This window comes from Arthrobacter cheniae (assembly GCF_003602275.1).
GTDB classification, from domain to species: domain Bacteria; phylum Actinomycetota; class Actinomycetes; order Actinomycetales; family Micrococcaceae; genus Arthrobacter_D; species Arthrobacter_D cheniae.
This window is the reverse complement of sequence record NZ_QZVT01000001.1, coordinates 302,138-319,981: the sequence shown is the minus strand read 5'-3', so window position 1 is coordinate 319,981 and position 17,844 is coordinate 302,138. Positions and strand designations below refer to the sequence as shown.

Here is a 17,844-nt window from a genome sequence, read left to right as displayed (position 1 = left end):
CGGACGGGCGTGCAATTGTGGAGAAGGCCTTTACAGAACGAACGTTCAGTAATTCGCCGCCAGGTCCACGACGACGCAGGTCCACGACGACAAGGGAGACGACGATGTCCGAGGCTTTCCTGGTGGGAGGCGTCCGCACCCCTGTCGGCCGCTACGGTGGAGCGCTCTCCAGCGTCCGCCCCGACGATCTGGCGGCCCTCGTGCTCTCCGCCGTCGTGCAGCGTGCAGGCGTGGACCCGGCCACCGTCGACGAGGTGATCCTGGGCAATGCGAACGGTGCAGGTGAGGAGAACCGGAACGTCGCGCGGCTCGCTGCCCTGCTCGCCGGCTTCCCCGATACCGTCCCCGGCATCACGGTCAACCGCCTCTGCGCGTCCGGACTCTCCGCCATCATCATGGCGTCCCACATGGTCAAGGCGGGAGCCGCGGACATCGTCATCGCCGGTGGTGTCGAATCCATGAGCCGTGCGCCCTGGGTCATGGAGAAGCCGGACAAGGCCTTCGCGAAGCCGGGTGCGGTATTCGACACCTCCATCGGCTGGCGCTTCACCAACCCCCTGCTCGCCGCCCGCGACAAGACCACCTACTCGATGCCCGAGACGGCGGAGGAACTCGCAGCCCTCGACGGCATCACGCGCGACGACGCCGATGCCTTCGCGCTCCGCTCGCACCAGCGCGCGGTGGCAGCCATGGAGGCGGGACGGTTCGACGACGAGATCGTGCCCGTCCAGGTGAACAAGGGGCGGACGTCCTTCTCCGTGGACACGGACGAGGGACCGCGTGCCGACACCACCCTCGATGTGCTCGGGAAGCTCCGTTCCGTCGTCCGGACGGACGGGATCGTCACCGCGGGCAACTCGAGCTCGCTCAACGACGGCGCCTCCGCGGTGATCGTGGCGTCGGAGGCGGCGATCAGGCGTTACGGCCTGACCCCGCGGGCCCGGATCCTCGACGGTGCCTCCGCTGGAGTGCCTCCCGAGATCATGGGCAGCGGCCCGGTTCCCGCCACACAGAAGGTCCTCGGGCGGACGGGCCTCTCCATCGCCGACCTCGGAGCGGTCGAGCTCAATGAGGCCTTCGCCACGCAGTCCCTCGCGTGCATCCGGCGGCTGGGACTCGACGAGGAGATCGTGAACCGCGACGGTGGCGCGATCGCCTTCGGACACCCGCTCGGCTCCTCCGGATCCCGCATCGCCGTCACCCTGCTGGGTCGGCTCGAGCGGGAGCTCTCCGGATCATCCCGTCGGATCGGACTCGCAACGATGTGCGTCGGCGTGGGCCAGGGTACGGCCATGCTGGTCGAGGCCGTCTGATGCCCGGCGCCCTGAACATCACGGGTGGTGAGGACCGAGTCGTCGTCGAACTGCACAGGCCGGAGGTGCGCAATGCGATCGACCGCCGGATGGTCGAGGAGCTGCATCTCGTGTGCGGCGATCTCGAGGAGAAACCGCAGACGCTGATCCTCATCGGATCCGGCGGCGTCTTCGCCTCGGGAGCCGACATCGCCGAGTTGCGTCAGCGCCGGCGCGACGACGCCCTCGCGGGCATCAACTCGACGCTCTTCGCGCGCATAGCGGCCCTTCCCATGCCCGTCATCGCGGCGCTCGACGGGTACGCCCTCGGCGGCGGCGCGGAGCTCGCCTTCGCGGCGGACTTCCGCATCGGCACGCCGCGCCTGACGATCGGCAACCCCGAGACGGGCCTCGGCATCATGCCCGCGGCCGGAGCCACCTGGCGGTTGAAGGAACTGGTGGGAGAGCCGCTCGCGAAGGAGATCCTCCTCGCCGGACGCATCCTGAACGCGGAGGAAGCCCTCGAGGCGAAGCTGATCACCGCGATCCACGCACCGGAGGACCTCCTCCAGGCGGCACACGCCCTCGCCGACCGCATCGGGAGGCAGGACCCGCTGGCCGTCCGCATCACCAAGAGCGTGTTCCACGCACCCCGGGAGGCGCACCCCATGATCGACCAGCTGGCCCAGGCCATCCTGTTCGAGTCCGAGGCGAAGTTCGACCGCATGCAGCGGTTCCTGGACAGGAAGAAGGAGTCATGAGCAGCGTTCCTACCCGGGTCGGCGTGCTCGGCGGCGGCCGCATGGGAGCCGGCATCGCCCACGCCTTCTGCCTCGCCGGATCCGACGTCGTCGTCGTCGAACGTGATGAAACCGCCGCGGATGCCGGGATGGTCCGCGTGACGCAGGCCCTGGCCCGCAGCGTGGAGCGAGGCACGACGGCGGAGGACATCGCCGCCCTGGCCGCGCGCGTCTCCGTGTCGACCGATTACGCAGCCTTCGCCCCCTGCGCGCTCGTCATCGAGGCGGTGCCGGAGGACCTCGCCCTGAAGAGGCAGGCGCTGCGGGCGGTGGAGGACGTGCTGGCTGCCGACGCCTGGCTGGCGACGAACACCTCGTCCCTCTCCGTCGACGCGCTCGCCGACGCCCTCCAGCGGCCCGAGCGGTTCTGCGGACTCCACTTCTTCAACCCGGTCCCGGCATCCACCCTGATCGAGGTGGTCCTCGGAGCGCAGACGTCCCCCGACCTCGAAGCAGCCACGCGCACATGGGTGGCGGTGCTCGGCAAGACGCCCGTCGTCGTGCGGGACACCCCCGGCTTCGCAAGTTCCCGGCTCGGCGTGGCCATCGCGCTCGAGGCCATGCGGATGCTCGAGGAAGGAGTGGCGACGGCGGAGGACATCGACGCCGCGATGGTCCTCGGTTACAGGCACCCCGTCGGGCCGCTGCGCACCACGGACCTGGTGGGGCTCGACGTGCGGCTCGGGATCGCCGAGTACCTCGCATCGACGCTCGGTCCGCGTTTCGCGCCGCCCGCCATCCTGCGCGAGAAGGTGGCGCAGGGCCATCTCGGACGCAAGAGCGGCCGCGGCTTCTTCGACTGGGAGGACGCACCGCCGTCGCCCGTCCCCTCCAGCGCTCCACACGCATCCCCGGCAGAACCAGTGAAAGGCGAGCGGACATGACAACCGCCCCGGAACGAGTACAGATCGACGTCGTCCCCAGCTTCATCGAGGAGGCCTGGTGGACCCCCGACCGGACAGCAGCGGACGGTGACGGCACGGTGGTCCGCGACGCCAGCACCGGCGAGGAACTCGCCATCGTCAGCACGGCGGGCATCGACACCGCCTCCGCCATCGGCTTCGCACGGGTCACGGGGCAGGCGGAGCTGGGCCGCTTCACCTTCCACGAACGCGCCCTGAAGCTCAAGGAGCTCGCGCAGTACCTCACGGCGCACCGCGAACCGCTCTACGAACTGTCGGCGAAGACCGGCGCCACGAAGATCGACTCGATGGTGGACATCGACGGCGGCATCGGCGTTCTCTTCACCTTCGGCTCGAAGGGGCGGCGCGAGCTGCCGAACTCGCACGTGATCGTCGACGGTCCGCCCGAGGTGCTCTCCAAGGACGGCTCCTTCCTCGGCACCCACATCCATACGCGCATCCCCGGCGTCGCCGTGCAGATCAACGCCTTCAACTTCCCCGTATGGGGAATGCTCGAGAAGCTTGCGCCCGCGTTCCTCGCAGGCGTCCCCACGATCGTCAAGCCGGCAACACCCACCGGTTTCCTGACGGCCGCCGTGGTGAAGCTGATCATCGGCTCCGCTATCCTGCCCGCCGGGTCGCTGCAACTCATCTCCGGCCCGGCCCGCGACATCCTCGACCATCTGGACTACCGGGACCTCCTGTCCTTCACGGGCTCGGCGTCGACAGCGAACCACCTGAAGTCGCACCCGTCCATCTCCCGGGGCGGCGTGCGCTTCACGTGCGAGACGGATTCGCTGAATGCCGCGATCCTCGGTCCCGATGCGGTCCCCGGCACCCCCGAATTCGACGCCTTCGTGAAGTCCCTGGTCACGGAGATCACGGTGAAGGCGGGCCAGAAGTGCACGAGCATCCGCCGCTCCATCGTGCCGAGCGCGCTGGTCGACGACGTCGTCCGCGCCGCCGGTGACCGGATCCGCGAGCGCGTCACGCTCGGGGACCCCCGCGCCGAGAGTGTGACGATGGGCGCTCTCGCTTCGCTCGCGCAGCTCGAAGGAGTCCAGGGGGCGGTGCGCGAACTCCTCGCCGGTGGCGCCTCCCTCGCCTTCGGATCACTTGATGCGCCCGACGTCGTCCTCGCCGACAACACCTCCGGCAAGGCGCCGGACGGGGCGTTCATGGAGCCCGTGCTGCTGACCTGGAAGGACGTCGAGGCCGGCGCCCTGCACTCGGTCGAGGCCTTCGGGCCGGTGGCCTCCGTCATCGGGTACGACGACATCCAGCACGCCATCCGCCTCGCAGCCCTCGGCTCCGGTTCCCTGGTGGCCACGGTCTGCACCAATGACCCGGTAGTGGCGCAGGAACTGGTCCTCGGCATCGCCGCGCACCACGGGCGCGTGCTCATCCTCAACCGGGAGGACGCGAGGTCGTCGACCGGACACGGATCGCCCGTCCCGCACCTCGTGCACGGAGGACCCGGGCGTGCCGGCGGTGGCGAGGAACTGGGCGGCATGCGCTCGGTCCTGCACCACATGCAGCGCACAGCCGTGCAGGGCTCCCCGAACATGCTCACGAGCATCACGGGGGAGTGGCACACGGGTGCGGACCGCCGGTTCGGCGACATCCACCCCTTCCGTAAGGACCTCTCGGCGCTGCTCATCGGCGACAGCGTACGGTCCGAGTTGCGCCAGGTGACGCTGGAGGACATCAGCGCGTTCGCCGAGACGACCGGCGACACGTTCTACGCGCACACCAACGAGGACGCTGCCGCAGCCAACCCGTTCTTCCCGGGCATCGTGGCGCACGGCTACCTGCTGCTCTCGTGGGGCGCCGGTCTTTTCGTGGATCCCGAGCCGGGGCCGGTGCTCGCAAACTACGGACTCGAGAATCTCCGCTTCATCACGCCGGTCGCGGCAGGTGATTCCATCCGCGTCACGCTGACGGCCAAGCGCATCACGCCGCGGGAGACGGACGAGTACGGCGAGGTGGCATGGGACGCCGTCCTGCACAACCAGGATGACGAGATCGTCGCGACCTACGACGTCCTGACCCTCGTGCAGAAGTAGCGGGAGCCGATTGGAAGTTACGTCTGCCCCTTGGTGGGTTGATGCGAAGCTACTGCTGCCCGGACGAGCGCCAGGAATTGCTCCGGTTCCCTGGTGAGCAGAGCATGGGTTACGCGGAGGACGGGGATGCCGCGCATCGTGAGCAGGTTCCAGCGTCGGCGGTCCTCCTCGAACTCGCGCCGGTCACTGTGGTACTTCCGCCCGTCCGCTTCGATACCGAGTATGCCGTCGACGACAGGTCAAGACGGCCTACGCCCGGCACGTGGACCTGCGACTGTGTGCTGAAGCCAGCCGTTCGTAAGTGATACCTGGCGATGGTCTCGATGATGGATTGCGAATGCGGATCGACGAGACCGACCATCGTCCGGAGGCGGGCGTCCCTTTGTCCTTCCACCGCTCTCCGCAACGGGTCGAGAGCAACATGCTTGAGGACGACTGCGGACTCTACGATGCACAGTGCGTCGAGTTCGGGGAGGCAGCGTGCGGATTGAAGGCAGATCAGCAGCGGCGTAAGGGGTTCTTCCGAGCGGTGTACACGGAACCTGGCGTCCAGGCCTCGACCGTGATTGACGCTCGCGTGGATCAGCGAAGGGTTGCGGAAGACCCACAGACCAAGACGTCGCGCCGCGCTGATGCACGCAATTTCAGCATGTGCGCATGTCGCCGCGTACAGGTCGCTGTCGTACTCGGTCAGGCGATAAACGCCACGCATCGGACGACTCACCTCCTGCTGGTCCAGCGCTTGCTTGAGCTGATCAGGGCTGACGCCCGCGCGGATCAGAGCGTTGCTACGCGCCACACCGCCGAATGCCCTCAGGGTACTGATCGGGTCCATGCAGTAACACTTGCGGTTGACCTGCTCCGCACGTCGGATGGTCGACATATGTGGACAAGTTGCCCGCTGTCGTGCCCAGTGAGTCGGCATTGTCAGTGGGCATCATCACGGATGCCCACTCGGGCAACGGACTCAGTGGGCAGAAGCGGCCAAGAAGGCGGCGGAGGCTGACGCAGGAAAGGCTAGCGGAGGTGCAGGCCGTCGAACACCATCAGGATGACGTCATCAGCCAGTTTGTCCGCGGTGAGCGGGCCCCCCGGCCGGTACCACTCGACGATCGAGTTGATGGTCCCGAAGATGAGCCGCGTGGTGGTCCTGGGATCGATGTCATCACGGATGGAGCCTTCGTGGCGGGCGGCGTCGACGAGCGCCGCGATCTGGCGGTCGAAGGTCCGCCGTCGTTGCAGGGCCTCACGTTCCACCTCCGTGTTGCCGCGCAGCCGCAGCAGCAGGGTGACGAAGGGCAGCCGCTCGGTGAGGACGGCGATGGTGCCGCGGAGGACGAACTCCAGGCGGGCGTCGGCGGCGCCGCTACCGGCCCGGCTGTCCTCGAGGATGGCTTCGAGGCCCCCGAGTGCGTGGTCCAGCGCGAGTCGCAGGAGGTCGCCCTTGGAGGGGACATGGTGGTAGATGGCCGACTTGCTGATGCCCAGTTCCTCGGCCAGCATCCCCATGGACGTGGCTTCGTACCCGTACCGGTTGAATGCGGTGACTGCGACTGCGAGGACCGACTGCTGGTCGTACCCCGGCCGTCCTCGGCGGGCGGTGGGGGTCGGCAGGGCTCCGGTGGCAGTCATGAAGTCATTTTCGCACGACCGTTCGGTCGGGTTGCCGCCGGCGCCGCCGAGCACGACCCGGGAACACGTCGAGCGTTGACTGCCACTCCACACGCTCCCTATACTGAACGAACGGTCGGTAATTAAGCCGGGTGTCCAGACGAGCGAGGTAGCACGATGACGACTACAGCGATTGACGCGGGAAGCCGCGCGAACCACGACGACGCCGGAGAGCAGCAGTTCAACGAGCTCATCGCGCAGGACTCCCGCATCGAACCTCGTGACTGGATGCCGGCGGACTACCGCAAGTCCCTGACGCGCCAGATCTCCCAGCACGCGCACTCCGAGATCATCGGCATGCAGCCCGAGGCCAACTGGATCACCCGTGCGCCGTCCCTGAAGCGCAAGGCCGTCCTGATGGCCAAGGTGCAGGACGAGGCGGGGCACGGTCTGTACCTCTACTCCGCAGCGGAGACCCTCGGTACGCCACGGGACAAGATGACCGAGGACCTCATCGCAGGCAAGGCCCGGTACTCGAGCATCTTCAACTATCCCGTCCTGACCTGGGCCGACATCGGTGCCATCGGCTGGCTCGTCGACGGAGCTGCCATCTGCAACCAGGTTCCTCTCTGCCGTGCCTCCTACGGCCCCTACGGGCGCGCGATGGTCCGCATCTGCAAGGAGGAGTCCTTCCACCAGCGCCAGGGCTTCGAGATCCTGCTCGAACTGGCCAACGGCACGCCCGAGCAGCGCGCCATGGCGCAGGACGCCGTCAACCGCTGGTACGCGCCGTCCCTCATGATGTTCGGCCCCCCGGACGAGGACTCACCCAACTCCCAGCAGTCGATGCTGTGGAACATCAAGCGGTTCTCCAACGACGAGCTCCGCTCACGCTTCGTGGGAATGATGGTCGAGCAGGTGAGGGCCCTCGGGCTCGAGCTCCCGAACAAGGAGGTCCGCTTCAACGAGGAGACCGGCCGCTGGGAGCACGGACCCCTCGACTGGAACGAGTTCAAGGAAGTCCTCGCCGGTCGCGGCCCCTGCAACGCGCAGCGCATGGAGCGACGCCGCGAGGCCCACGAGGAGGGCGCCTGGGTCCGTGAGGCCGCAGCGGCCTACGCCGAGAAGCAGGCCCTGAAGCACGCGCAGGCGGCATAGGGTGACCGGCGGATCGACCACGGGCGACGACGGCGCGAAGGCACCGTCGTCGGGCCCCCAGGAACCGCGGGCGGCCTGGCCGCTGTGGGAAGTCTTCGTGAGGTCGTCACGCGGACTCTCGCACGTCCACGCCGGTTCGCTGCACGCACCCGACGCCCAGATGGCGTTGCGCAATGCCCGTGACCTGTACACACGGCGCAACGAGGGAGTGAGTCTCTGGGTGGTGCCGGCGACGTCGATCATCACGAGTGATCCCGACGCCAAGGACCAGTTCTTCGAGTCCCCCCAGGGCAAGGACTACCGCCACGCGACGTACTACACGAAGAGCGAGGGAGTGAAGCACCTGTGAGTGAGGCCAACGCCAGCGCAACCCGCATCACCCCGGGCAACGCGCTACGTCCCGAAGACATCGCCCTCCTCGACACGAAGCCTTCGGACGCCGTCGCGCAGTATGCCCTGTGGCTCGGTGACGACGCCCTGATCCTGGCGCAGCGGCTCGGTTGGTGGATATCCAGGGCACCGGAACTCGAGGAGGACGTGGCGCTCGCCAATATCGCGCTCGACCAGATCGGGCACGCGCGGTCCTTCCTGACCTACGCGGGCCGCGCCTGGGACAAGACCGAGGACGACCTCGCCTATTTCCGGCGGGAACCGGAGTTCCGGTCCGTGCACCTCGTGGAGCAGCCCAACGGGGACTTCGCCCGCACGATAGCCCGGCAGTTCGTCGTCGCGCTGTATCAGTGGGAGCTCTACTCCCGCCTGGTGGGGTCCAGCGACCCGACCTTGGCCGCGATCGCCGCCAAGGCCGTCAAGGAGGTCGACTACCACCGGGACCACAGCATCCAGTGGATCCTCCGCCTCGCCCAGGGCACCGACGAATCCCGCCGCCGGATGATCGCCGGGCTCAAGCTCACCTGGCCGTATGTGGAGGAACTCTTCACCGACTACCCGCTCGTCGACGAACTCGGCGATGCCGGGGTGCGGCCGAGCACCCTCCGCGAGCCCTTCGACGCAGCGGTCAGGGCGATCCTCGTCGAAGCTGAACTCGAGCCGCCCGAGGTACCCGGTTCGGTCGGCGGCGGGAGGCTGGGGCGCCACAGTGAGCACCTCGGCTACATCATCGCCGAGCTGCAGGTCCTCGCGCGCGAATATCCGGGGGCGTCATGGTGACCATGACGGACCTGCGGCCAGCCGCTCCTGCCGATGCGGCCGCCTGGGACCTCGCAGCGACCGTATGCGATCCGGAGATCCCCGTCCTCACCATCGAGGACCTCGGTATCCTGCGCGACGCCCACGTCTCCGACACAGGCCAGGTCCTCGTCACCATCACGCCCACCTACTCGGGCTGCCCGGCGATGGATGCCATCCGTGACGACGTCGTCACCGCTCTCAAGGGAGCAGGATACGACGACGTCGCAGTACGCCTGGTGCTCGCACCGGCCTGGACCACCGACTGGATGAGCGACGACGGGAAGGCGAAGCTCGCGGAGTACGGCATCGCGCCTCCGACGGGCAAGGCCGCAGTCGGGCCCGTTCGCCTCGGGCTCAGCGTCAAGTGCCCGCAGTGCTCCTCGCTGAACACGCGCGAAATGACCCGCTTCGGTTCGACATCCTGCAAGGCGCTGTACGTCTGCAACGACTGCAGGGAACCCTTCGACTACTTCAAGGTGCATTGATGGCCGTTGTCCTCGCCCCCTCCACCAAGCGGAGGAGCGCCTTCAACAGCCTCTCCGTCCGCGCCGTCCGCCGGCTCACGGAGGACGCCGTCGAGGTCACGCTCGACGTCCCGGCCGAGCTCCAGGACAAGTACGACTACCTGCCCGGGCAGTACGTCGCCCTGCGCGCCACGCTCGACGTCGACGGCGAGCCCAAGGAAATCCGCCGCAGCTACTCCATCTGCGCCGATCCCCGGCCCGGTGAGCTGCGCGTCGCTGTGAAGAGGGACCTCGGCGGGGTCTTCTCGAGCTGGGCGAACGAGTCGCTCAAGGCGGGGGACGTCCTCGACGTCATGAGCCCACTCGGACAGTTCACCCCGCGGACGACGCCGGGGCAGCAGTCCGTCTCGCTCGTCGCAGTCGCGGCGGGATCGGGCATCACCCCGGTGATCTCCATCGCCCGGTCGATGCTCGCGAGTGGTCCGAACGTCCGCTTCGACCTCGTCTACGCGAACCGGGCCGCCATGGACGTCATGTTCCTCGAGGAGCTGGCGGACCTGAAGGACCGTTACCCCTCGCGGTTCGCGCTGCACCATGTCCTCTCCCGCGAACAGCGCATCTCACCGCTGCTCTCCGGCAGGATCGACGCCGAGAAACTGGAGAAACTGCTCGGTACCGTCCTGGACGTCGAGCGGGTGGACGAGTGGTTCCTCTGCGGGCCCTTCGAACTGGTGCAGCTGTGCCGCGACTCCCTCGCCGAGCGGGGGGTGCCAACGGAAAAGATCCGTTTCGAGCTGTTCACCACCGGTGAGCCGGCCCGGCCCGAGGGAAGCACGGGACGGCCGGTGGCACCGATCGGAACCGATGACAACTACACGATCTCCTTCAACCTCGACGGACTGCAGGGATCAGTGCAGAGCCCTACCCACGCGCGCGAATCCATCCTCAACGCCGCACTGAGGGTGCGCCCCGATGTCCCCTTCGCCTGCGCGGGCGGAGTGTGCGGCACCTGCCGTGCGAAGGTGGTCGAGGGGACGGTGGAGATGGTCGAGAACTATGCGCTCGAGCCCGACGAGATCGCGAAGGGCTACGTCCTGACGTGCCAGGCCCATCCGACCAGCGACGCCGTATCCGTCGACTACGACGCCTAGGAGCATCATGAACGCAGGAACCACGCCGGCGGGGCCGACATCCGAAACAGGTATGGTCCGCTTGACGATCGCGGACGGCATCGCCGACGTCGTGCTGGATGCTCCGTACAGGCTCAACGCGGTCGACGCCCAGGCACTGGATGATCTGGCTGCGGCGTACGGCGCAGCCGCTGCCGGTGTCCGCGAAGGAACGGTGCGCGCCCTGGTCCTGCGCGGAGAGGGACGCGCCTTCTGCGCCGGCCGTAATCTCGGCGCCATCGAGCCAGGGGCCGACGACGCCTTCGCGTTCCTCGACTCCACGCTGACGCCCTTGCTCCGCACGATGGCGGATTTTCCCGCCCCGACCTTTGCCGCGGCGCAGGGCGCCTGCCTCGGCGTCGGGCTCGGTCTGCTCATTGCGACGGACGTGGTGTATGTCGCCGAGGACGCGAAAATCGGCTCACCGTTCGCCAATCTCGGTCTGGTTCTCGACTCGGGCGGGCATTGGCTCTTCACGGAGCGATTGGGGCCGCATCGCGCCCTCGACCTGATGTATACCGGCGATCTCATGACGGGCGCGGAGGCCGTGACGAGCGGACTGTTCAGCCGCGCCGTTCCCGCCGCGGACCTGCTCGCTCTCACCCGGGCGAAGGCCGCACGCGCTGCAAGAGGTCCGCTGCAATCCCTCGTCGCCTCGAAGCAGCTTGTCGGGCGGATCCGCGACGAGCGCCTCGGTCTGTGGGACGCCATCAGTGGCGAGAACGACGTGCAGGGCGTGCTCGGGGCCTCCGACGACTACCGCGAGGGCCTGGAAGCCTTCCGTGAGAAGCGGGCGCCGCGCTTCGGGTACTGATCCGCGAGGACCTTCCTGCGGCCGCGACCGTGCGGGGTACCGAGCTTGGGCGTCGGCAGGGAGCGGACAGCGCTAACGGGCGGGGTCCTCGCCGGCCCAGGCCTCCGCATAGAACTCCGGGGACAGCGAGTTCAGCAGCTCCGCATAGGTTTCGGGCTCCATCGCCTGTGCTGAACTATCCGGGACCTGCTGGGCGAAAGCGGACACGCCCAACCCCGCCTCATGGTCCTTCAGGGTCAGGCCGGCGGCTTCCAGGATGGTGGGATACATGTTCAGCTGGTCCACGCGGGGGCGCAGCGTGGTGTTCTTGTCCCCGCCCGGAATCCAGATCCGATTGAAGATGGTGCGGTTGTTGTTGTCGTCCAGCTGCTCGTGGAAGGCGTCGCCCGCGCTCATGTGCTTGAGATGGTCGCCCATGATCACCACGGCGGTGTCGTCGAGGTAGCCCTTCGCCTCCATGTACTCCACGAACTCGGCTACCAGGGTCATGGAACAGGAGAACACGGAGGTGACCTCGTCCTGCGTGTCCACGTTGCAGTAGTCGAAGATGTGCACCGGCTCGTGGGTGTCCAGCGTCAGCATGGAGAGGTTGAACGGCTGACCGGTCTTTTCCGCCTCGGCGTGCAGCTCGTCGATCCTGTCCTTGGCACGAGCCAGGAGGCGCTCGTCGCTCAAGCCCCAGTCGCTGCGGAAGTTCGTCTCCGGTTCGCCGGCGGCGCGCCAGTCGGAGAGCCCCTTCACCTCGGAGTACCCATGGCTGCCCAGGAAGGTGTCCTTCGCTGCGAAGGAGGCGTTGGCACCGCCCATGAAGACGTTCCTGTATCCGTGCTCGTCCAGGACATCACCCAGGCAGGTGGTTCCTCCCAGGTAGGTGTCGACGTCGTCGTCGGGCTTGTTGAGGGCGCTACTGCCCGTGGTGGAACCTGCGCCCTTCAGCGGGACGCCGCACTGGGTCGAGGTGAGACCGGCCATGGTCCAGCCTCCGCCCTTGTACTGCTGCAAATCGGCTACGCTCTGCCAGCCGTCCGAGGCCTTCGTGGCCTCCTCGAGGGGAGCGAATGCGTTCTTCTCGAAGAGCTGATCGTCGGCAAGGGTGGCCTCGCCGGATTCGAGGTAGATCAGCACCAGGTTGCGCTTGTGCTGATCGCTGGTGACGGTCGGCTCCACGTAGTAGTCGCCGAGGTCGTACTCGGAGTTCGCCGCATCGATGTAATCCTTCATGCCCACCGTGGTGGCGAAGGCCGTGGTGCCGCCGACGACCACCGCGGCCACCAGGGCGGTGGATACGGTGCGCATGATCCAGGGCGAACGACGAGGACGCACGGCGCGGCGATCGCGGCGGCCCTTGCGGCGCCGGGAGTGCTGCCACAGGGCGATCCCGACGGTAATCAGCAGGGGAACGACGCCGACCCCCAGGATGCCGATCCAGACGATCACTCCGCCCCCGCCGTCGGTCTCCACGGAGACGAGGTTCAGGAGCATTTGACCTACTGAGATCTTGCCCCAGTAGAAGCGGATGCCGACGGCGGCGATGAGCAGCGCGAGCCCCGCCCAGATCAGGACGTAGACCGCGATCCGTCCCACGGCGACGCCGACCCGGCGGGTCACGTGGAGAATCTGGCCAGACATGGCAATACCTCGCGTTCCGGATGCCCGCGTGTTCGCCGAACACCCTTGACATCCAACCCGTTCTCGGGCCTATAGAAGCGTAATGCCGTTGCGCAATCCGTTCAACTGCGGTTCATTCGTCGGTCACGACGCGGACACCGACCGTGCAGGCGCAGAGGCGGTGACGAGCCACTGCCTGCGCGAAGTCGTCGGGAGGCAGAAGGAAGAAGTGATCGAAGCCGGCTGATCTGGTCCTGTGGGTCCTCCCCGAGTAGTCTGCGGGCAACGTGTACTCCCCTGTGGGACTACCGCCGACGCTTCTATCGAGGAGGACCGGTTGGCCGGCAAGGTGGTTTATTCGATGAGCGTCTCCCTCGACGGCTACATCGTCGGGCCGGACGGCGGCTTCGGCTGGTCGGTTCCCGATGCGGAGGTGTTCCAGTTCGCCCTTGATGAGGTACGGGGAGTCGATGTCCACCTGCTCGGACGGAAGCTCTACGAGACGATGGTGTATTGGGAGACAGCCGACCAGGACCCGACGGTCGACGACCAGGAGCTCGAATTCGCCGACATCTGGAAGAGGCTGCCGAAGCTGGTGTTCTCCCGCACGCTGTCAGCTGTGCAGGGAAACACGCGCCTGGCCTCCGGCAGCCCGGCGGAGGAGATCGGGCGGTTGAAGGCGGATCCGGGGACGGGTGACATCGCTATCGGCGGGGCCACCCTCGCCGCCGAGGTGGCCTCGTTGGGGCTGGTCGATGAGTACCGGGTCCGGGTCTACCCAGTGCTCGTCGGCGGTGGCATCCCCTTCTTCGCTCGAGGGGAGCAGCAGGTGGATCTCGAGCTTCTGGAAACCCGCACCTTCACCTCGAAGGTCGTCTTCCTCCGCTACCGCGTGGCGCGCCAGCAACCCGTCACAGCGCCCGCACGACCGTGATGACCGGCAGCAGGGACCCTCAGAGCGCGAGGGCTTCGACATCCGCGCGCTCGATCCCGAGGCGGGCAATCGCCCGAGCCGTCGTTCCCTGCTCGAGTCGCGCTGCCGCCGCCACGATATCGATCGCGCGCAGTGGTGCGCGCCTGTCCCTGGCCCTCCTGCGCGCATCCTGGAACACCGCCCGCGCTGTCGCTGTGCTGCCGAGTGCTCCCCGCGGTGTACCGACGATCGGCCGGCCTGCCCCGCCGAGGCCGACGGAACCCAGTGCGTCTGCGTGGACAGCGACAACGGCGTCACGGAAACGTGGGGCGTCAAGCAGGAGTGGCGCAAGTGCGGCACGGTCGAGGTCGTCACGATCCAATGCGGCGATGACCAGATGTTCCGCACCCATCACGGGGTCGCCGAGGTCGTGGGCGACACGTTCGGCGGCGGTGAAGAGCGAGTTCATGAATGAGACGTCGGACAGTGCCGTTCTGAAGCCCATGATGATCCTGTTCAGTCGTTGAAGAGTCGGCGACGAGCGGGCGCAAGTCGTTTATGCGCGGCCTGGGCGGAGAGGTCGAGTGCGGCGCCGATCTGGGCCCAGGTCCACCCCTGGGCGAGGGCCTCGTCGACTGCGGCGCGCTCGAGCGATGCTGCGAGCCGTCGCATGGCCACGACGGCGGCGAAGGCATCTGCGGGCCTGTCCGGAGACGGTGACGTGGTGAGGTCCATGGCCATCAACCTAGGTTGATGTCAGAGCTTCTGTCAACAGAAGTTGATGGGCGAGGAGCGCGAGGACACGGGCCGGGTGACACTCGACGGATGGCCCGCCGACGAGATACGACTCGCCGAACGGCTTTTCCTGAAGACCGCCCGTACCCGGTTCCGACGCCGGGTGCGACCGTCGGCCAGGGGCAGGACTCAGCGGGTGTCGAGGTCTTCGAACACGAGGAAGGTCTGGGTGTCGAGTACGCCGGGCATCGACTGCAGTTGGTCGAAGATCACCCGCCGCAACCCGACGTTGTCCTCGGCGCGGACGAGGAGGATGACGTCGAAGTCACCGCCGACCAGCGCGATGTGGTGCACCTCCGGGATGCCGCGCAACGCCTCGCGCAATTCACGCCAGGAGTGCTGGCGCACCTTGAGGGTGACGTAGGCGGAGGATCGAAGGCCTGCCTTGGCGGGGTCGATGATGGCAGTGAACCGCGTGAGGACGCCGTCCTCGGTGAGCTTGGCGATGCGTGAGTACGCGTGGGCGCGGGAGATGTGCACACGCTCGGCAACGGAGGTGACCGACTGCCGGCCGTCCTGCGTCAGTTCTGCGAGGATCTTCCGATCGACGTCGTCGAGCTTCCCGTCCACCACGTGTCCACGCTCCTTCGCGTAATGCAGCTCACACTTCCAATTCGTCCAAAGAATACTCCGCGGATGAACGAAATATCCAGACTTCTCGCACTTCGTCGATACAAAAGCTGCTCCTGACCATACTGGAGCTACACAGCATCCAGTGCCGGAGTTCCTGTCCGGCACGAAGGAGAGGCGCCGCTGCAGCGGCCGGCGATGGAGGCGGAATGAGTACGGCAACGAACGAGGGCAGGGGAAGCATGATCGGCGCAGCGGCAGGGAATGCGGCACAGCCGACGGCGGACCACGCGCTGCTCCCCTCGGCGCAGCCCGTGCAGCTGATCGACCCGGAGGGCCACCACACCCACGACGACCGCTATCCCCTCCCGGACGGGCAGAAGCTGCTCAGCGTCTACGGCCGCCTCGTCGCCGGCCGCCGCATCAACGATCAGGCGAACGCACTGGTGCGCCAGGGGCGCATGGCCGTGTACCCGTCATCGCACGGCCAGGAGGCATGCCAGGTCGCTGCCGCCGTCGTGCTCGATGACCAGGACTGGCTCTTCCCCACCTATCGCGACACGGTCGCCGTCATCACGCGCGGCGTCGATCCGCTCGAGGTCCTGACGCTGCTGCGCGGCGACTGGCATGGCGGCTACGACCCGTATGAGCACCGTGTCGCGACGCAGGCCACGCCTCTCGCCACGCAGCTGCTGCACGCCGTCGGAGTCGCCCACGCGGCTAAGCTCCGCGGGGAGCCGACGGTCGTCCTGGCCATGTGCGGTGACGGAGCGACCAGCGAGGGCGACTTCCACGAGGCCCTGAACTTCGCCGCCGTCTTCCACGTGCCCGTGGTGTTCCTCATCCAGAACAACGAGTTCGCCATCTCCGTGCCGCTGAAGAGCCAGACCGTGGCTCCGTCCCTCGCGCACAAGGCGATCGGCTACGGGATGCCGGGGGAGCGCGTGGACGGCAACGACCTCGCAGCACTCCTCTCGGTCCTCGGATCGGCCGTCGACCGTGCACGCGACGGCGGAGGCCCCTCCCTCATAGAGGCCCATACCTACCGCATGCAGGCCCACACCAATGCCGACGACGCCACCCGTTACCGCTCGGCGGACGACGTCGAGCGCTGGGTGCCGAAGGATCCCATCCTGCGGATGCGAACCTACCTTCGGGGGCTGAACCTGCTGACCGACGACGGGGAGCGGGCGCTCGCCGTCGAGGCGGACGCGATCGCGGCCGCCATCCGCAACGGACTGAACACCGAGGTCGACGTGAATCCGGGAGAGCTCTTCGAGTACGTGTTCAGCGAGAAGACATCGCAGCTGCGCGAGCAGGCCGAGCAGCTGCGGGAGGAACTGGCGCGCGGCACCGACGCCGAGCACGGTGCCCCGATCGACGGCGCAACGAACCAGACGAAGGGGGACCGGCCATGACGCAGACCACGGAGGCGCCCGCACGCGGGATCGGGGACCAGGCCGACGCCGTTGCGTCACCGGTGCCGAGATCGACCTCCACATTCGCGAAGGCGCTCAACGCAGCACTCGCCGACGCCATGGAGAGCGACGCGGCAGTCCTGATGTTCGGCGAGGACGTGGGCAGGCTGGGCGGTGTCTTCCGCATCACCGACGGCCTGACCGCACGCTTCGGTGAGGAGCGCTGCTTCGACACCCCGCTCGCCGAGGCCGGCATCATGGGAATGGCGGTGGGCATGGCGATGAACGGCATGAAGCCCGTGGTCGAGATGCAGTTCGACGCCTTCGCCTATCCGGCCTTCGAACAGGTGGTCAGCCACGTCGCGAAGATGCCGAACCGGACCCGCGGCAAGGTGCGCCTCCCCATCGTGATCCGTATCCCCTACGCGGGTGGTATCGGCGGCGTGGAGCACCACTGCGATTCGTCCGAGGCCTACTACGCACACACCCCCGGACTCACGGTCCTGGCCCCCGCCACGGTTCGTGACGCCTACTTCATGCTGCGCGAGGCCATCGCGTCCCCGGATCCCGTCGTCTTCCTCGAACCGAAGAAGCTGTACTGGTCTAAGGAGGAGGTCGACCTCGCGGAACTTCGGCGGACGTACGACGGCGGACAGGCGCCCCGGCGCATCGGCCGTGCCGTGGTTGCCCGGGCGGGGACCGATGCGACCCTGATCAGCTACGGCCCGTCCGTTCCGACGGCGCTCGCCGCAGCGGCGGCGGCTGCCGAGGAAGGGCGGTCGATCGAGGTCATCGATCTCCGCTCCATCGTCCCGTTCGACGACGAGACGGTGTGCGAGAGCGTCCGCCGTACGGGCCGCGCCGTCGTCGTCGCGGAGGCTCCCGGCTTCGCATCGGTGGCATCCGAGATCGTGGCCCGGGTGCAGGAGCGCTGCTTCCACTCGCTCGCGGCGCCCGTTCTCCGCGTGACCGGGTTCGACATCCCGTACCCCTCGCCCAAGCTGGAGCGCTTCTACCTGCCGAGCGTGGATCGCATCCTCGACGCCGTCGACAACCTGCAGTGGGAGGACTGA

20 protein-coding genes are annotated in these 17,844 nt (G+C 67.6%); 14 read left to right on the top strand and 6 right to left on the bottom strand.

Annotated features, from left to right (window positions below; translation table 11 throughout):
* The first annotated feature begins 104 nt into the window (after nucleotides 1-104).
* The 4 genes from D6T63_RS01590 to paaZ are packed head-to-tail and all read left to right on the top strand — an operon-like array spanning nucleotide 105 to nucleotide 5,060.
* Complete coding sequence (locus D6T63_RS01590) at nucleotides 105-1,313, top strand: thiolase family protein (RefSeq protein ID WP_120147263.1); 1,209 nt, start codon at nucleotides 105-107, stop codon at nucleotides 1,311-1,313.
* Nucleotides 1,313-2,053 carry an enoyl-CoA hydratase/isomerase family protein gene (locus D6T63_RS01585; protein ID WP_120147262.1) on the top strand — a complete coding sequence of 247 codons (741 nt, stop codon included), beginning with the start codon at nucleotides 1,313-1,315 and terminating at the stop codon, nucleotides 2,051-2,053. The genes D6T63_RS01590 and D6T63_RS01585 overlap by 1 nt, the downstream gene beginning before the upstream one ends.
* The gene (locus D6T63_RS01580) at nucleotides 2,050-2,976 is read left to right on the top strand and encodes a 3-hydroxyacyl-CoA dehydrogenase family protein (RefSeq protein WP_120147261.1); all 927 of its coding nucleotides are present in this window, start codon (nucleotides 2,050-2,052) and stop codon (nucleotides 2,974-2,976) included. Before D6T63_RS01585 ends, D6T63_RS01580 begins: the two co-directional genes overlap by 4 nt.
* Nucleotides 2,973-5,060, top strand: coding sequence for a phenylacetic acid degradation bifunctional protein PaaZ (paaZ, locus tag D6T63_RS01575; protein WP_120147260.1), 2,088 nt, complete (start codon nucleotides 2,973-2,975; stop codon nucleotides 5,058-5,060). The genes D6T63_RS01580 and paaZ overlap by 4 nt, the downstream gene beginning before the upstream one ends.
* Before the next feature lie 109 nt (nucleotides 5,061-5,169).
* Here paaZ and D6T63_RS01570 read toward each other — a convergent pair whose 3' ends face one another.
* Nucleotides 5,170-5,895, bottom strand: coding sequence for a hypothetical protein (locus tag D6T63_RS01570; RefSeq protein WP_147394280.1), 726 nt, complete (start codon nucleotides 5,893-5,895; stop codon nucleotides 5,170-5,172).
* Between the two features lie 182 nt (nucleotides 5,896-6,077).
* Nucleotides 6,078-6,692, bottom strand: coding sequence for a TetR/AcrR family transcriptional regulator (locus tag D6T63_RS01565; protein WP_182976836.1), 615 nt, complete (start codon nucleotides 6,690-6,692; stop codon nucleotides 6,078-6,080).
* 156 nt (nucleotides 6,693-6,848) lie between these two features.
* Between D6T63_RS01565 and paaA the strand changes: the two genes are divergently transcribed.
* Genes paaA through D6T63_RS01535 form a run of 6 tightly spaced genes read left to right on the top strand, consistent with a single transcriptional unit; the run spans nucleotide 6,849 to nucleotide 11,467 of the window.
* Nucleotides 6,849-7,829, top strand: coding sequence for a 1,2-phenylacetyl-CoA epoxidase subunit PaaA (gene paaA, locus D6T63_RS01560; RefSeq protein WP_120147258.1), 981 nt, complete (start codon nucleotides 6,849-6,851; stop codon nucleotides 7,827-7,829).
* Between the two features lies 1 nt (nucleotide 7,830).
* Nucleotides 7,831-8,178: a 1,2-phenylacetyl-CoA epoxidase subunit PaaB gene (paaB, locus tag D6T63_RS01555; protein WP_120147257.1), complete on the top strand. Its 348-nt coding sequence runs from the start codon at nucleotides 7,831-7,833 to the stop codon at nucleotides 8,176-8,178.
* On the top strand, nucleotides 8,175-8,999 hold the full coding sequence (gene paaC, locus D6T63_RS01550) for a 1,2-phenylacetyl-CoA epoxidase subunit PaaC (protein ID WP_120147256.1): 825 nt from the start codon (nucleotides 8,175-8,177) through the stop codon (nucleotides 8,997-8,999). Before paaB ends, paaC begins: the two co-directional genes overlap by 4 nt.
* Nucleotides 8,993-9,505 (top strand): 1,2-phenylacetyl-CoA epoxidase subunit PaaD, encoded by a 513-nt coding sequence (gene paaD / locus D6T63_RS01545; protein ID WP_120147255.1) that lies wholly within the window; start codon nucleotides 8,993-8,995, stop codon nucleotides 9,503-9,505. Before paaC ends, paaD begins: the two co-directional genes overlap by 7 nt.
* Complete coding sequence (gene paaE, locus D6T63_RS01540; protein ID WP_120147254.1) at nucleotides 9,505-10,635, top strand: 1,2-phenylacetyl-CoA epoxidase subunit PaaE; 1,131 nt, start codon at nucleotides 9,505-9,507, stop codon at nucleotides 10,633-10,635. Before paaD ends, paaE begins: the two co-directional genes overlap by 1 nt.
* A gap of 52 nt (nucleotides 10,636-10,687) precedes the next feature.
* Complete coding sequence (locus D6T63_RS01535; RefSeq protein ID WP_120147253.1) at nucleotides 10,688-11,467, top strand: enoyl-CoA hydratase/isomerase family protein; 780 nt, start codon at nucleotides 10,688-10,690, stop codon at nucleotides 11,465-11,467.
* A 72-nt stretch (nucleotides 11,468-11,539) separates the two neighbouring features.
* Here the strand turns inward: D6T63_RS01535 and D6T63_RS01530 are convergent, their stop codons facing one another.
* Nucleotides 11,540-13,096, bottom strand: a complete 1,557-nt coding sequence (locus tag D6T63_RS01530; protein WP_120147252.1) for an LTA synthase family protein — start codon at nucleotides 13,094-13,096, stop codon at nucleotides 11,540-11,542.
* Nucleotides 13,097-13,178: 82 nt separating this feature from the next.
* Here D6T63_RS01530 and D6T63_RS19105 point away from each other — a divergent pair, with 82 nt between their 5' ends.
* Nucleotides 13,179-13,322, top strand: a complete 144-nt coding sequence (locus D6T63_RS19105; RefSeq protein ID WP_182976835.1) for a hypothetical protein — start codon at nucleotides 13,179-13,181, stop codon at nucleotides 13,320-13,322.
* Between the two features lie 102 nt (nucleotides 13,323-13,424).
* Nucleotides 13,425-14,009: a dihydrofolate reductase family protein gene (locus D6T63_RS01525; protein WP_268878000.1), complete on the top strand. Its 585-nt coding sequence runs from the start codon at nucleotides 13,425-13,427 to the stop codon at nucleotides 14,007-14,009.
* Between the two features lie 19 nt (nucleotides 14,010-14,028).
* Here the strand turns inward: D6T63_RS01525 and D6T63_RS01520 are convergent, their stop codons facing one another.
* The 3 genes from D6T63_RS01520 to D6T63_RS01510 all read right to left on the bottom strand — a co-directional run bounded on the left by D6T63_RS01520 (nucleotide 14,029) and on the right by D6T63_RS01510 (nucleotide 15,356).
* Entirely contained in the window at nucleotides 14,029-14,493 is a 465-nt protein-coding gene (locus tag D6T63_RS01520) for a Clp protease N-terminal domain-containing protein (RefSeq protein WP_120147250.1), read from the bottom strand.
* 11 nt (nucleotides 14,494-14,504) lie between these two features.
* On the bottom strand, nucleotides 14,505-14,723 hold the full coding sequence (locus D6T63_RS01515; RefSeq protein ID WP_120147249.1) for a helix-turn-helix domain-containing protein: 219 nt from the start codon (nucleotides 14,721-14,723) through the stop codon (nucleotides 14,505-14,507).
* Nucleotides 14,724-14,912: 189 nt separating this feature from the next.
* The gene (locus D6T63_RS01510) at nucleotides 14,913-15,356 is read right to left on the bottom strand and encodes an Lrp/AsnC family transcriptional regulator (protein ID WP_120147248.1); all 444 of its coding nucleotides are present in this window, start codon (nucleotides 15,354-15,356) and stop codon (nucleotides 14,913-14,915) included.
* A gap of 239 nt (nucleotides 15,357-15,595) precedes the next feature.
* On the opposite strand from D6T63_RS01510, the gene pdhA reads away from it, so the two are divergent.
* Together pdhA and D6T63_RS01500 are read left to right on the top strand one after the other, a co-directional pair.
* The gene (gene pdhA, locus D6T63_RS01505) at nucleotides 15,596-16,771 is read left to right on the top strand and encodes a pyruvate dehydrogenase (acetyl-transferring) E1 component subunit alpha (RefSeq protein ID WP_235830523.1); all 1,176 of its coding nucleotides are present in this window, start codon (nucleotides 15,596-15,598) and stop codon (nucleotides 16,769-16,771) included.
* The gene (locus tag D6T63_RS01500; protein WP_120147246.1) at nucleotides 16,768-17,844 is read left to right on the top strand and encodes an alpha-ketoacid dehydrogenase subunit beta; all 1,077 of its coding nucleotides are present in this window, start codon (nucleotides 16,768-16,770) and stop codon (nucleotides 17,842-17,844) included. The genes pdhA and D6T63_RS01500 overlap by 4 nt, the downstream gene beginning before the upstream one ends.

Coding starts and splice junctions, on each gene's coding strand:
- D6T63_RS01500 (WP_120147246.1), top strand. CDS start 16,768: ATGACGCAGACCACGGAGGCGCCCGCACGCGGGATCGGGGACCAGGCC.
- D6T63_RS01590 (WP_120147263.1), top strand. CDS start 105: ATGTCCGAGGCTTTCCTGGTGGGAGGCGTCCGCACCCCTGTCGGCCGC.
- D6T63_RS01515 (WP_120147249.1), bottom strand. CDS start 14,723: ATGGACCTCACCACGTCACCGTCTCCGGACAGGCCCGCAGATGCCTTC.
- D6T63_RS01520 (WP_120147250.1), bottom strand. CDS start 14,493: ATGGGCTTCAGAACGGCACTGTCCGACGTCTCATTCATGAACTCGCTC.
- pdhA (WP_235830523.1), top strand. CDS start 15,596: ATGATCGGCGCAGCGGCAGGGAATGCGGCACAGCCGACGGCGGACCAC.
- paaD (WP_120147255.1), top strand. CDS start 8,993: ATGGTGACCATGACGGACCTGCGGCCAGCCGCTCCTGCCGATGCGGCC.
- paaA (WP_120147258.1), top strand. CDS start 6,849: ATGACGACTACAGCGATTGACGCGGGAAGCCGCGCGAACCACGACGAC.
- paaZ (WP_120147260.1), top strand. CDS start 2,973: ATGACAACCGCCCCGGAACGAGTACAGATCGACGTCGTCCCCAGCTTC.
- D6T63_RS01570 (WP_147394280.1), bottom strand. CDS start 5,895: ATGGACCCGATCAGTACCCTGAGGGCATTCGGCGGTGTGGCGCGTAGC.
- D6T63_RS01565 (WP_182976836.1), bottom strand. CDS start 6,692: ATGACTGCCACCGGAGCCCTGCCGACCCCCACCGCCCGCCGAGGACGG.
- D6T63_RS01535 (WP_120147253.1), top strand. CDS start 10,688: ATGGTCCGCTTGACGATCGCGGACGGCATCGCCGACGTCGTGCTGGAT.
- D6T63_RS19105 (WP_182976835.1), top strand. CDS start 13,179: ATGCCGTTGCGCAATCCGTTCAACTGCGGTTCATTCGTCGGTCACGAC.
- D6T63_RS01585 (WP_120147262.1), top strand. CDS start 1,313: ATGCCCGGCGCCCTGAACATCACGGGTGGTGAGGACCGAGTCGTCGTC.
- D6T63_RS01580 (WP_120147261.1), top strand. CDS start 2,050: ATGAGCAGCGTTCCTACCCGGGTCGGCGTGCTCGGCGGCGGCCGCATG.
- D6T63_RS01530 (WP_120147252.1), bottom strand. CDS start 13,096: ATGTCTGGCCAGATTCTCCACGTGACCCGCCGGGTCGGCGTCGCCGTG.
- paaE (WP_120147254.1), top strand. CDS start 9,505: ATGGCCGTTGTCCTCGCCCCCTCCACCAAGCGGAGGAGCGCCTTCAAC.